The organism is Streptomyces sp. ISL-96, assembly GCF_018614035.1.
GTDB lineage: Bacteria > Actinomycetota > Actinomycetes > Streptomycetales > Streptomycetaceae > Streptomyces.
The window spans coordinates 94411-107249 of sequence record NZ_JAGGPA010000011.1 but is presented as its reverse complement, the minus strand read 5'-3'; the positions used below and the strand labels follow the sequence as shown (position 1 = coordinate 107249).

At 72.4% G+C, this 12839-nt stretch carries 12 protein-coding genes; 5 read left to right on the top strand and 7 right to left on the bottom strand.

Annotated features, from left to right (window positions below):
• Positions 1–229: 229 nt before the first annotated feature.
• Positions 230–511, bottom strand: a complete 282-nt coding sequence (locus tag J7E96_RS07690) for a WhiB family transcriptional regulator (protein WP_215128811.1) — start codon at positions 509–511, stop codon at positions 230–232.
• A gap of 170 nt (positions 512–681) precedes the next feature.
• Here J7E96_RS07690 and J7E96_RS07685 point away from each other — a divergent pair, with 170 nt between their 5' ends.
• A complete protein-coding gene (locus J7E96_RS07685; RefSeq protein ID WP_215128809.1) occupies positions 682–1866 on the top strand; it encodes an alcohol dehydrogenase catalytic domain-containing protein in 1185 nt (394 codons plus the stop codon).
• On the opposite strand, the gene J7E96_RS07680 is transcribed toward J7E96_RS07685, so the two are convergent.
• Genes J7E96_RS07680 through J7E96_RS07670 form a run of 3 tightly spaced genes read right to left on the bottom strand, consistent with a single transcriptional unit; the run spans position 1844 to position 4772 of the window.
• A complete protein-coding gene (locus tag J7E96_RS07680) occupies positions 1844–3502 on the bottom strand; it encodes an alpha-amylase family glycosyl hydrolase (RefSeq protein WP_215128807.1) in 1659 nt (552 codons plus the stop codon). The two genes, J7E96_RS07685 and J7E96_RS07680, sit on opposite strands and share 23 nt — an antisense overlap.
• On the bottom strand, positions 3499–4248 hold the full coding sequence (locus J7E96_RS07675) for an HAD family phosphatase (protein ID WP_215128805.1): 750 nt from the start codon (positions 4246–4248) through the stop codon (positions 3499–3501). Before J7E96_RS07675 ends, J7E96_RS07680 begins: the two co-directional genes overlap by 4 nt.
• A gap of 35 nt (positions 4249–4283) precedes the next feature.
• Complete coding sequence (locus tag J7E96_RS07670) at positions 4284–4772, bottom strand: Lrp/AsnC family transcriptional regulator (RefSeq protein ID WP_215128803.1); 489 nt, start codon at positions 4770–4772, stop codon at positions 4284–4286.
• A 228-nt stretch (positions 4773–5000) separates the two neighbouring features.
• Between J7E96_RS07670 and J7E96_RS07665 the strand changes: the two genes are divergently transcribed.
• Entirely contained in the window at positions 5001–6524 is a 1524-nt protein-coding gene (locus J7E96_RS07665) for an FUSC family protein (RefSeq protein WP_215129231.1), read from the top strand.
• Between the two features lie 121 nt (positions 6525–6645).
• On the top strand, positions 6646–7713 hold the full coding sequence (locus J7E96_RS07660) for a lactonase family protein (RefSeq protein ID WP_215128801.1): 1068 nt from the start codon (positions 6646–6648) through the stop codon (positions 7711–7713).
• Positions 7714–7788: 75 nt separating this feature from the next.
• Here J7E96_RS07660 and J7E96_RS07655 read toward each other — a convergent pair whose 3' ends face one another.
• Entirely contained in the window at positions 7789–8715 is a 927-nt protein-coding gene (locus J7E96_RS07655) for a sirohydrochlorin chelatase (RefSeq protein WP_215128793.1), read from the bottom strand.
• A gap of 95 nt (positions 8716–8810) precedes the next feature.
• Entirely contained in the window at positions 8811–9830 is a 1020-nt protein-coding gene (locus J7E96_RS07650; RefSeq protein WP_215128791.1) for an N-acetylglucosamine kinase, read from the bottom strand.
• Positions 9831–9935: 105 nt separating this feature from the next.
• On the opposite strand from J7E96_RS07650, the gene J7E96_RS07645 reads away from it, so the two are divergent.
• Both J7E96_RS07645 and J7E96_RS07640 read left to right on the top strand, forming a co-directional pair.
• Positions 9936–10613 (top strand): uracil-DNA glycosylase, encoded by a 678-nt coding sequence (locus J7E96_RS07645; RefSeq protein WP_215128789.1) that lies wholly within the window; start codon positions 9936–9938, stop codon positions 10611–10613.
• A gap of 86 nt (positions 10614–10699) precedes the next feature.
• Positions 10700–11662: an alpha/beta hydrolase gene (locus tag J7E96_RS07640; protein WP_215128787.1), complete on the top strand. Its 963-nt coding sequence runs from the start codon at positions 10700–10702 to the stop codon at positions 11660–11662.
• A gap of 57 nt (positions 11663–11719) precedes the next feature.
• Here J7E96_RS07640 and J7E96_RS07635 read toward each other — a convergent pair whose 3' ends face one another.
• Positions 11720–12808 carry an exo-alpha-sialidase gene (locus tag J7E96_RS07635; RefSeq protein ID WP_215128784.1) on the bottom strand — a complete coding sequence of 363 codons (1089 nt, stop codon included), beginning with the start codon at positions 12806–12808 and terminating at the stop codon, positions 11720–11722.
• Between the last annotated feature and the right edge of the window lie 31 nt (positions 12809–12839).

Here is a 12839-nt window from a genome sequence, read left to right as displayed (position 1 = left end):
GCCGTGGAGGCTCCGCCGACGGGCACCGCCGTCGCCGGAGGGCAGCGACGAGGCCACAACGGCCGTATGGGCGGATTCGACCGATTCGGGGCGCGGCTCCGCGGATCCGGCCGCTCCCGGCCCAGGCGGCCTGCCCTTCGAGGCGGCCGAGGTGCGGAACCGGGACCTTGACGCCGGTCTCGGCCTGCTGCGCGGCAGCCTGAGCCGCCCTGGTGGAGAACCCGCCCGTTCAGTCCTGAGCGGGTGTCTTCCGGCCGGACCGGGCCTTGGCCCGGTGCAGCGGGGAGCGTTCCTCTTCACCCAGGCCGCCCCATACTCCGGTGCGCTGTCCGGAACGCAACGCGTAGGCGAGGCACTGCCGGGTCACGGGACAGCGCCCGCATATCTCCTTGGCCGCGGCCTGTTCGTCCAGCGCGGGGCCTTTGACCCCCACGGGGAAGAAGAGTTCCGGGTCGGTCCCGGCGCAGGCGGCCCTGCGTAACCACGCCTGGTCCAGTGGCAGCCCATCCATGAGTCGCCGGGTGCCCTTCCCGTTCCGGGCCAAACGCGGGTGTGGCGGGTGTGTCGTCCGCCGGCCTCGCCGTACGCAGACCGCTTCCACAGCGGGCGGACCGCCAGGAATGGCGGCGCCCGCCAGGGGGACCCGGAGCGTCATGGAGACCCAGTGACGAGGAGAGAGCGATGCGCGCACTGACCTGGCACGGAAGGCGGGACGTACGGGTGGACACGGTGCCCGACCCGCAGCTGAAAGAGCCGACCGACGTGATCGTACGCGTCACCTCCACCGGCATCTGCGGTTCCGACTTGCACCTGTACGAGGTCCTGGGGCCCTATCTGGACCCCGGGGACATCCTCGGACACGAGGCCATGGGCATCGTCGAGGAAGCCGGCGCCGGTGTCTCCGCGCTCGCGCCGGGCGACCGCGTGGTGATCCCCTTCAATGTCTCGTGCCAGCACTGCTTCATGTGCGAACAGGGACTGCACTCGCAGTGCGAGACCACCCAGGTCCGGGAGCGGGGCATGGGCGCGGCACTGTTCGGATACACCAAGATGTACGGCCAGGTCCCCGGCGGCCAGGCCGAGTTCGTGCGCGTACCGTTCGGTGACAGTCTGCCGGTCAAGGTGCCGGACGGGCCGCCCGACGACCGGTACGTCTATCTCTCCGACGTCCTGCCCACCGCCTGGCAGGCCGTCGAGTACGCCGCGATTCCGCCCGGCGGCACCGTGACCGTACTCGGCCTCGGACCCATCGGCGACATGGCGGCCCGCGTCGCCCTGCACCGGGGCGCGAGCCTGGTGGCCGGCGTCGACCTGGTGCCGGAGCGGCTGAGCCGGGCGGGCAGGCGCGGCGTCAGGGCGCTCGACCTGCGCGGTTACGGGAAGGATCTCCCCGACGCCATCCGCGACCTGACCGACGGCCGGGGCACCGACGCCGTGATCGACGCCGTCGGCATGGAGGCGCACGGCGCGCCCGTCGCCAAGGCGGCGCAGTGGATGACCGGCCTGCTGCCCGACGCCGCGGCGCAGCGGCTGATGGAACACGCGGGAGTCGACCGGCTGCACGCCCTGTACACCGCGATCGACGTGGTGCGCCGGGGCGGCACGATCTCGCTGTCCGGCGTGTACGGCGGTATGGCGGACCCGCTGCCGATGCTGACCCTCTTCGACAAGCAGATCCAGCTGCGGATGGGCCAGGCCAACGTCAAGCGCTGGGTGGACGACATCCTGCCGCTCCTCGGCGACGAGGACCCGCTGGGGGTGGAGGGATTCGCCACCCACTCCATGCCGCTCGCGGACGCGCCGAGGGCGTACGAGATGTTCCAGGCGAAGCAGGACGGCATGGTCAAGACGCTGCTGAGGCCTTAGTTCTCGAGGGCTCCAGGTCGAAGACGCCGTACGCGAAACCTTCCGCCGTGATCGTGCGCCCGTCGACGTGTACGCCTACGCCGGAGACCTCCACGGGCCGGGGCCGGGCACCGCCGGAGACGGCTTCCGGCAGGGTGATGGCAGCCGTCTCGCGCTGGGGATTGATGACGACGAGGTAGCGTCCGCCCCGCGTGTAGACGAAGGGATGGCCGTCGTGCAGGACGGCCACCGCGCCCGCGCTGCCGAATTCCGCAGTGGTGGTGCGCAGGGCGACGAGGCGCCGGACCAGGTGCAGCAGGGAGCCCTCGTCGCGGCGCTGGGCGGCCACCGTGGGACGGTCCGGGTCGGGGTCCAGGGGCAGGTAGAAGCGCTCCGGCGGGGCGGTGGAGAAACCGGCCCCCGGGGTGGCGTCCCACTGCATCGGCGTACGGGAGCCCGCCCGGTTGTAGCGCGGGCCCAGGACGCTGCCTTCGGTGTCGGGGAGGCCGGGCACGAAGCGCATGCCGATCTCGTCGCCGTAATAGCCGTAATAGATGGCGGGCAGCGTGGGCCAGGTGAGCTGGAAGGCGAACGCGGCGGGAAGCTGCTCGGGGGTGCGAGGGCCGCAGTTGAGGCGGGCGAAGTCGTGGTTGGCGGTGGGCAGGGCGGCGAACCCGCGGCCGTCGATGGTGGCGGTGGCGTCCTGCCACGCTTCGACGAAGTGGCGGGGTGAGCCCTTGCCGCCGGGGTCGAAGAAGCAGTCGACGGGGTCCCAGTCGTCGTTGTCGGTGCCGTGCCGGTTGTTCCACAGGGAGCGCAGCGGGCGCCCTACGGTGGGGCCGCCGAACTGGAGGAAGAAGTCGGCGTGGAAGCCCGCCGGTACGGACACGGCCGGGTCGCCCCACTCCGCCAGCAGGACCGCGTCGGGGTGAGCGGCGTCCAGCCAGTGGCGCAGCTCGGTCCAGATCTTCGACGTCTCGCTCTTGTCGGGGTCGTCCTTGACGAGCGAGGCCGCCATGTCGACGCGGAAGCCGGACAGGCCGAGGCCGAGCCAGTGGTCCATGATGTCGCGGAGCGCGGCGCGGTTCGCGCGCGGACCCTCGGCGTCGACGGGCCGGCGCCACGGTTCGGCCGGATTCGTGCGGGCGTAGCCGAAGTTGAGGGCGGGCTGGGAGTCGAAGAAGTTCGGCAGGTACGCCCCGCGGCGGGCGCCGGGAGAAGCCACGAACCCCGCCGGGGCCGGCCCGGTCCCGTCGGTCCAGATGTAGCGGTCGTCGGCGGGGTCCCCGGTGTCGTCGGCGGAGGCGGTGAACCAGGGGTGCTGGTCGGAGGTGTGGCCTGCGACGAGGTCGAGGAGTACGCGAATGCCCCGCCGGCCGGCCGCCTCCACGAGGGCGGCGAGGTCGTCGTCGGTGCCGTAGCGCGGGGCGACCGTGAGGTAGTCGCTGATGTCGTAGCCGGCGTCGAGGAAGGGCGAGGCGAAGCACGGGTTGAGCCAGACCGTGTTCACCCCCAGCCAGGCGAGGTGGTCGAGGCGTTCGGTGATGCCGTTGAAGTCACCGATGCCGTCGCCGTTGGAGTCGGCGAAGGACTGCGGGTAGATCTGGTAGAAGACGGCGTCGGCCAGCCAGGCGGGAGCGGGGCGGAACGTTGTCATGGAGGGGTACTTCCCTCGCGGGAGCGCGAAATGCCCTGGCCGGAAACGATCTGGCAGCGGCAGCCGTACTGTCCGAGCCATTCGTACGCCGCCTGCGCCGTGAACTCGCTCTGGCCGCCCGGGAAGAGCAGCCCGGCCGTGGCGAACGCCGGATCGTTCGCCGTCCCGCGCACATAGGGCACGGCGACGCAGCGCATGCCCGCGGCGTGCGCCGCCGCCGCGCCGGCCGGGGCGTCCTCCAGGACCACGCAGTCGGCCGGCTCCGCGCCGATCCTGCGGGCGGCCTCCAGGAAGACGTCGGGCGCGGGCTTGCCGTGCGGGACCTCCTCGGCCGAGACGACGTCGGTGATCAGGGCGTCCAGGCCGGTGCCCGCGAGCACCGCCTCGATGGCGGCGCGGGACGAGCCCGAGGCCACGATCATCGGCGTCCCTTCGGCGTGCAGCCGCTCCACGAACCTCCGCATCTCGGGGAACACCTCCGTCGCCGCGGCGGCCAGCTCCAGATACAGCCGGTTCTTGCCGGCGAGCATCTCGTCGAGCGGCGCCGTGATCCCGTACCGCTCACGCAGCGCCGCCAGCGTCTCGCGCGTACTGATGCCGATGAAGCGGGTGTGTTCCTCCCAGCCGAAGTCCGTGACGCCGTACTGGGCGAGCAGCTGCCTGCCCGCCCGGTAGTAGTTCGGCTCGCTGTCCACGAGCGTGCCGTCGAGATCGAAGATGACCGAGGTGCGGTGCGGGTGGCTCATGACACCAGCATGCCAAGCCGTGCCAACCCCGCCGGTCAGTCCCGCTTCGCGGCCGCCGTCGCCCTGCCCACCGACTCGACCAGCGGAAGCAGCCGGTGCGGTACCCGCTCGCGCAGCGCCACCTCGGTCCGTGTCCGTACGACGCCGGGAATCTGGATCAGCCGCTGGATGACGTCCTCCAGATGCCCGTTGTCGCGGGCCGCCACCCGCGTCAGCAGGTCGCCGCCGCCGGTGATGGAGAACGCCTCGATGATCTCGGGTACGGCAGCCAGCGCGTCACCCACTTCGTCCAGATGCCCCTGGGTCACCTCGACGTGTACGAAGGCGAGCACGGGGTGGCCGAGAGCGGCGGGCGACAGGGCGGGGCCCGTACCGGTGATCACGCCGTCGCGCTCCAGCCGGTCGAGCCGGGCCTGGAGCGTCCCGCGCGCGATGCCCAGGAGACGGGCGTACTCGCGCACGCTGGTGCGCGGCTGCTCGATGAGGAGCCGCAGGATGCGGGTGTCGAGCTCGTCCACTGCCATGATCCGTTGGTCTCCTTCTGGCCCGGTCTTCCGACTGTAGACAGTACCAATGGCCCAGTGTGATCTCATCGAGTTGAGCCAGTGTGCCTCTTGATGCTTTCCTTTACTCATCGATGGCGCCGCCAGTGCCGGACGGCAACGAAGCCGCCTCCGGACCCGCGGCGCCTTTGCCATGTCCGAAGTCCGAGGTCCGAAGAGCAGGGGGCGGAACCTACCGTCGTGAAGAGGATGTTTACCGCTCCTGATCCGGGGCTGCTGCGTCTGCGCGTCTCCACGCGCGCCGTCATCGGCGTGGGCCTGTCGGTGGCAGCCGCCGAACTGGCCGGGCTGTCCCTGACCGCCTCCATCACCGCGGGACTCGCCGCGCTCCTCGCGCTCTTCACCGTCCAGGACGCGACCACGCGCCGCCAGGCCGTCACGACCGCGCTGCTCCCGGTCGCGGGCTTCCCGGTGCTAGCCCTCGCGACGGCCCTGCACGACGCGCCGCTCCTGCGCGACCTGGCGTTTCTCCTGGTCGTCTTCTGCGGCGCGTACGCCAGGCGGTGGGGGCCGCGCGGGCACGCGCTCGGCATCTTCGCGTTCATGCAGTTCTTCGCCACCCAGTTCCTGCACGCCGTGCCGGGCCAGCTGCCCGAGCTGTACGCCGCCGTCGCGCTCGCCGTCGCCGTGTCGGCCGCCGTGCGCTTCGGGGCGTGGTGCATCGAGCGGCGCACCCCGCCGCCCGCCACCCCGGCCCCGCTGACGGGGCGCGGCCTCGCCCGGCCCACCACCCGCCAGGCGTTCCAGGTCACCGCCGCGTGCGCGTTCGCGCTCGCACTGGGCCAGCTGCTCTCCCAGGAGCGCTGGTACTGGGCCGTCGGCACCGCCTGGTGGATCTTCGTCAACACCACGGCGCGCGGCGAGACGCTGGTACGGGGCTTTCGTCGCGTCCTCGGTACGGTCGCCGGCATCGGAGCCGGCCTGCTGATCGCGGTCCCGCTCGCCGGGGCCCCGGTGCCGACCGCCGCGCTGGTCGCGGTGTGCGTCTTCGGGATCTTCTACACGGCCGCGCCCTCGTACAGCTGGATGATGTTCTTCGTGACCGTCATGGCCGGTCTGCTGTACGGACTGCTCGGCGTCCTGCACCCCGGACTGCTGCTCCTGCGCTTCGAGGAGACCGCCGTCGGCGCGATCGGCGCGGCCCTGGCCGTCGCCCTCGTCCTGCCGGTCACCACCCACGGCGCCACCGACGCCTGGATCCAGCGCACCCTGCACTGCGTGCGCGCCTGCACGGCCGAGGCGGTCGCCCGGCTGGCGGGATCAGACCTTGCCGACCCGGCTGCGCGGGCCGCCGAGCTGGAGCTGCTGCTCGGGCGCGTGCGGGTGTCTCTCGCGCCGCTGATTCATCCGCTCAGCCCGTTCCGTGCCCGCAAGGCCCGGGCGCGCCAGGTGCTGGCGCTGCTCGACGAATGCGCCCGAGAGGTACGAGGACTGGCTTCCGTGGCGGCGGACCCGTACGCGGGCCATGACGCCCGGCTCGCAGCGGCCTGCTGGCGCGTCGAAGCGGCGGTAGGGGCGCTGGTCTCGCCCGGCACGCCCAATGCGCCCGATACGCCCGGTGCCGTACGCGACACCGAGCGCGGCGCGACAGCGGCTGCCGACCCCGTGCCGCTCCCCGCCGAGCCGGCGCTCGCCCATCTGCACGGGCTGGAGACACTGCTCGCCCAGCTCGACGAGCCCTTGCGAAGCTCGCCGCGCTCGGCATCACACTGACCGGGGCCAAGTGGTCTAGACCTGCCCCTACCGTCGAACGCCGACACCCCGGCAGAATGTGATCAAAGCTGTCACAGCTCTTGCGGCTGTACGCGGTCAACTGGCGGAAAGGGGCTCCACGGTGAGCAGCAGCAACGAGGCCGAGCGGTCCGGGCGGTCCGGGCGGGCGTTCATCGGGTCGTTCACCTCGGCAGGGGGCCGCGGGATCGTTGCCGCCGCCGTGGACCCGGAGACAGGCGCGCTGACCGTGCTCGGGGCGACCGACGCCGTCTCCGACCCCTCATTCCTCGCGCTCGCCCCCGGCGGAACGGTTTTGTACGCCGTGAGTGAGACCGACGACGGGGCGGCCGCGGCCTTCGACGTGACCGGCGACGGCGCCCCGGTACCGGCAGGCAGGCCGGTCCTCGTGGGCGGCGCCGCGCCCACCCATCTCGCGCTCGCCGACGGGCATCTGCTGACCGCCAACTACGGTTCGGGGAGCGTCACGGTGCTCCCCGTCGGCGCGGACGGCGCTCTGGAAGCGGCCACCGCCGTACTGCACCATCGCGGCAACGGCCCCCATGAGGACCGCCAGGCGGGACCGCACGCGCACCAGGTGCTGCCCGACCCCACGGGACGGTGGGTGCTCAGCGTCGACCTCGGCACCGACTCCGTACGGGTCTGCGAGCTCGCGGCGACCACCGGGACGCTGCGCGTGCACACCGAGACCGCGCTGCGGCCGGGCTCCGGGCCGCGCCACCTGGCCTTCCACCCCGCGGGCGGTCACGCGTACGTCCTGGGTGAGCTGGAGCCGGCCGTCACCGTCTGCCGCTGGGACGCCGAGTCCGGAGTGCTCGTACCGCTCGGTGAGGCTCCTGTGGTGGCGCCGGGCACGGAAGGGACGACGTACCCCTCCGAGGTCGTCGTGGCCCGCGACGGACGCTTCCTGTGGGTGGCCGGCCGGGGGAGCGACAGCATCGCCGTGCTCGCGCTCGACGCGTCCGGAGCGAAGGCGGAGTTCGTGACGACGGTGGAGTGCGGCGGTCGGTGGCCGCGCGACCTCGCCCTGGATCCTTCGGGGCGCAGGCTCTACGTCGCCAATGGACGATCGGGGGACGTCACCTGGTTCGACATCGACCAGGAGACGGGCATCCCGCGCCGCGCGGGCTCAATCGAGGCGCCGGCGGCCTCCTGCGTCGTCTTCGGCTGACAGGCCGACAGGAACGCCCGGGGGCCCGTACCGGTCGCTCGACGCTCGGTGCGGGCCCTCGGGCGTTCGCCGTGCTCAGTGGGCAGGCATGCCCTGCGCCTGCTGCTGCGGGGCGATGCCCAGCGCGGTCGTGTAGTGCGACAGCGCGAGCTTGCCGATCGCCGGGTACGCGCCCAGCGGCTCGGCGGTCGCGCAGTCCGCCTCCTTGACGGCCGCGTCCAGGAGGCTGTCGGGCACCTCGGGACCGATGACGTACGGCGCGAGGGCGAGCTGCGTGGAACCGGAACCGCGCAGCTGCTCCGCGACGGCGCCGACCGAACCTTCCTCGTCGAGCGCGGCGGCGATCACCGGTACGGCGAGACGCGCGGCCAGCAGCATGCCGGTGATGCCGGCGGCCTGCACGGCCTCGTCGCCGCCCACGGTGGCCAGGATGATGCCGTCGGCCGCGGTGGCGACCGTGAACAGCCTGGCACGGTCGGCGCGGGACAGACCGGCCTCGGAGAGGCGCACGTGCAGGGCCTCGGCGAGCAGCGGGTGCGGGCCGAGGACATCGGTCAGTTCAACGGCGGCACGGCTGTCCATGACGGCCTGCCGTATCCGGCGCATCAGGGCGTTCTCCGGGCCGGCGAGGAGCGGCACCACGACGGCGACCGGACCCTGCGGCTCGGCGGCCTCGCGGCCCGCCGCGAGCGCCTGCTCGTAGCGCGCGGTGCGCTCGGTGGCGGTGTGCGCGAGGACATTCTCAAGAGAGGGGTACTCGGCGTTGTCGCCGTCGAGGTAGCCGATCCGGGCGTCAAGACCGGGCAGCTCGGAACGGGCGATACTGACGACTTCCTCCGCCAGGCTGCGCGACGCGCTGCCCGGGGTACCGGGGACGGCGAGGACAAACGCGGGCGCGCCCTCGGGCGCCACCGCGGGTTCCGGCCGGCGGTGCCGTCCGGACTGTCGTGGTCGCGGCATTCGTACAGGCAGGCCGGATGCGGGCCCAGTGGGGGAGCTCATGGCGCCGCATGCTACTGGGTTTGTGTGCTTGGCTGTTCGGGGAGGGGGCATTGAAGCGGTGTCTGTCCGGATTTATCCCGTGAGTCGCTTTGAGTTCAACTGCCCTGCTCTGTCGGTACGTGCAGCAGGCGCCCGTCGACCGGCAGCCGCAGGCTGCCGGTGGCGAGCGACGCGGCGACGCGCACGGCTCCCGCCAGCGGATCTCCGGCCGCCGAGACCGTACGGGCGTGCGGCAGCCGCTCGGCGAGTGCGGCCCGCAGCGGCACGAGCAGCGGGTCGCCGATCTTGAACAGGCCGCCGGTGAAAGCCACTTCGCACGCCCCGGACGGCGGGCAGACCGCGGCGGCGGCGTCGGCGATGTGCCAGGCCGCGTCCCGCAGGATCCCCGCCGCGACCGGATCGGCAGGTTCCGCCGTCGCGCAGTGGGCCACTTCCGGCGCGAACGACGCGAGTACGGCGGGGCGGTCGGCGCGCGGGTAGAGCAGGCCGGGAAGCTCCGGCGCGGGACCGAAAACCGCCTCCACGCGGGTCAGCAGGGCGGGGGAGCCGCCGGGCCTCCCGTCGTGGGCGCGCATCGCCGCTTCGAGCCCGGCACGGCCGATCCAGGCACCGCCGCCGCAGTCACCGAGCAGATGGCCCCAGCCGTCGGCCCTGCGCCAGGCCGCCAGATCCGTACCCAGCGCGATCATGCCGGTGCCGGCCGCGACCACCGCTCCCGGCCGCATGCCGAGGGCTCCCGCGTACGCCGTGACGGCGTCGGCGGCCAGCGCGAGACGGCGTACGCCCAGCGAGCTCTCCAGCGCCCCGGGCAGCCGGGCCAACAGATCGTCGCCGAGGGTCGCCATCCCGGCCGCGCCGATCGCGACGGCGCCGATCGTGACGGGGGACGCGGCGCCGTCCCGGCCTTCGGCGTCGCCGAGGAGCGCGCGGGCCATGGGCAGCAGCTGGTCCAGCAGATGCGCCGCGTCGATTCCGGCGGGCCCCGTGCGTACGGGCTCACGCGACGCGGTGATCTCCGTACGGCCGGTGTCCGAGGCGTCCGCGAGCGCCACCCGCAGCCCCGATCCGCCGGAGTCGACCCCCAGCACCCACGATGAACGCCCGCGTGACCTCAAGGACCGGCTCCAGGAAGAGGAGGAGTGACGGCGGCAGCCTATCCGGAGCCCCCCGCGCCTGGGCGGGCAGCACCCGTGCGCCGTACGCCGGTAGAGTGATCTGCCGTGGCAGCACTACCGTTGAACGAACTTGTCGAGCCCGGATGGGCCGACGCGCTGCGTCCCGTGGCCGGGCGCATCGCCGCGATGGGCGACTTCCTGCGCGCGGAGATCGCGGCAGGCCGCACCTATCTTCCCGCCGGCGCACATGTCCTGCGTGCCTTCCAGCAGCCCTTCGACGAGGTACGGGTCCTGATGGTGGGTCAGGATCCGTACCCGACGCCGGGAATGGCCATCGGCCACAGCTTCGCCGTCTCGCCCGACGTACGCCAGTTGCCGGGCAGCCTGGAGAACATCTACCGGGAACTGCACACAGACCTCGGCTTGCCACGGCCGTCCAACGGTGACTTGACGCCGTGGACCCGGCAGGGCGTGCTGCTGCTCAACAGGGCGCTCACCACCGCTCCTCGCAAGCCCGCGGCGCATCGTGGCAAGGGCTGGGAAGAGGTCACCGAACAGGCGATCCGGGCGCTCGTGGCGCGCGGAAAGCCGCTGGTGTCCGTGCTGTGGGGGCGTGACGCCCGTAACCTGCGGCCCCTGCTCGGCGACCTCCCGGCCATCGAGTCGGCGCACCCGTCACCGATGTCGGCGGACCGCGGTTTCTTCGGCTCGCGGCCGTTCAGCCGCACCAATGAACTGCTCGTCCGCCAGGGCGCGCAGCCGGTGGACTGGCAACTGCCGTAGGCAGCCGTCGGCTTGGTACGGTGACTGGCCGAGACACCGGCGCGAACCCCACGGGCCGCGGCCGGCCCGGCCGGACCGGAGAGACCATGGCTTTTGATCCGCAGCTCCAAGCCCTGTACGACCAGCGTGCCGCGCAAGGCGCTCGACCGCTGTACGAGATGACACTGGACGAGGCCAGGGCGGCCGACCTCGCCGCCGTCCAGGCCGACGCGGGAACGCCTGAGCCCGTACGAGAAGTGCTCGACGAGTCGATACCAGGGCCCGCCGGCCCACTGCCTGTCCGCGTCTACCGCCCCGACGCCGGCCCGGACCCCCTCCCCGTCCTCGTGTACTTCTTCGGCGGCGGCTGGACTCTGGGGAGCATCGAGACGAGCGACGCGATCTGCCGGAGCCTGGCCAATGGCGCCGGCTGCCTCACCATCGCGGTGGGTTACCGCCTGGCGCCGGAGAACAAGTTCCCGGCCGCACTCCACGACTGCTTCGCGGGCCTGCGCTGGGCCGCCGACCACGCCGCACGCCTCGGCGCCGACCCCTCGCGCATCGCTGTCGGAGGCGACAGCGCCGGCGGCAACCTGGCCGCCGCCATGACCCTCATGGCGCGGGACGCGGGCGGCCCCGCCATCCGGGCCCAGTTGCTCGTCTACCCCAATACGGACTACCTCGCCGACACCGAGTCCCGCCGCGAGAACAGCGATCCGCTGCTCTTCAACAGCAAGTCCGTGCAGTGGTACTGGGACAATTACCTGACCTCCCCCGAGGACGGAAACAACCCTCTCGTGTCCCCGCTGCGCGCATCCAGCCATGCCGGTCTGCCGCAGGCGCTGGTGATCACCGCCGAGTACGACCCCCTGCGCGACGAGGGCGAGCAGTACGCCCAACGCCTGCGCGACAGCGGTGTCCCGGTCGAGTCGACCCGCTATCCGGGCGTGGCCCACGGCTTCTTCGCCATGGCAGGAACCCTCGACGCGGGCAGCCGTGCCCTCGGGCAGGCGGCCGCATACCTGCGCACCGCCTTTGCCGGCGATCTACGTGGTCCCGATCCAGCGTGACGCCCCTGCGGAGCCGTCGTCCGCACACGGCTGTGCCCGGCGGCGCGCCCGCCCCGGTCAGCCGATGACAGCCGCCCGCACGCACAGCACATCGGGCAGATGGGCGGCGAGCATCCGCCAGCTGTCCCCGTCGTCCGCGCTCGCGAAGAGCTCGCCGTTGCGGTTGCCGAAGTACACGCCCGCCGGGTCGGCGTCGTCCGTACAGAGGGCGTCGCGCAGCACCGTTCCGTAATGCGGCTCCTGCGTCAGACCTCTCGACAGCGGCTCCCAGCTCTTGCCGGCGTCCCCGGTCCGGTAGACGCGGCACTTGTTCTCGGCGGGCACCCGGTCGGAGTCCGCCGTGATGGGGAAGACGTACGCCGTGTCCGCGCGGTGCGGATGCGCGGCGGCGGCGAAGCCGAACGTCGAGGGAAGCCCCGCGCCGATGTCCGACCAGTTGGCCCCGGCGTCGTCGCTGCGGAACACCCCCCAGTGGTTCTGCAGATACAGCCGGCCGGGATCAGCCGCGTCCTGGGCGATCTTGTGTACGCACTGGCCGAACTCGGGGTCGGGATTGGGCAGGAAGACCGCCGAGACCCCCTTGTTGGACGGCGCCCAGCTCGCCCCGCCGTCCAGTGAGCGGAACACGCCGGCCGTGGACACCGCGACGGTCACGGCCCGGGCGTCACGCGGATCGGTGATGATCGTGTGCAGCCCCTCGCCGCCACCGCCGGGAACCCACTGCGAGCGCGTCGGGTGCTCCCACAGTGGCCGTACGAGCTCGAAGGACTCGCCGCAGTCCTCGGACCGGAACAGGGCGGCCGGTTCTGTCCCCGCGTACACCACGCCGGGCGCCTCGGCCCCGGCCGGATGCAGCTGCCAGACCCGCTCCAGCGAAGCCCCCGTGAACTCCGGGAACTTCACGGCAGGCTGCTTCGGCTCGACCCAGGTCGCGCCCAGGTCGTCGGAGTGGAAGACCGAGGGACCCCAGTGCAAGCTGTCTCCGCCGACGAGCAGCCTGGGCACCGCGCCGCGGGTGTCGATGGCGATCGAATACACCGCCTGCGCGTTGAAATGAGGCCCGTCGAAATCCCACTCTCCATCACGGTGCCTGCGGCCGATGAAGAGCCCCTTACGCGTTCCTACCGTGAGCAGTACGTCGGTCATGGCCGATACCTCCAGGACGCCGATGTCTCAG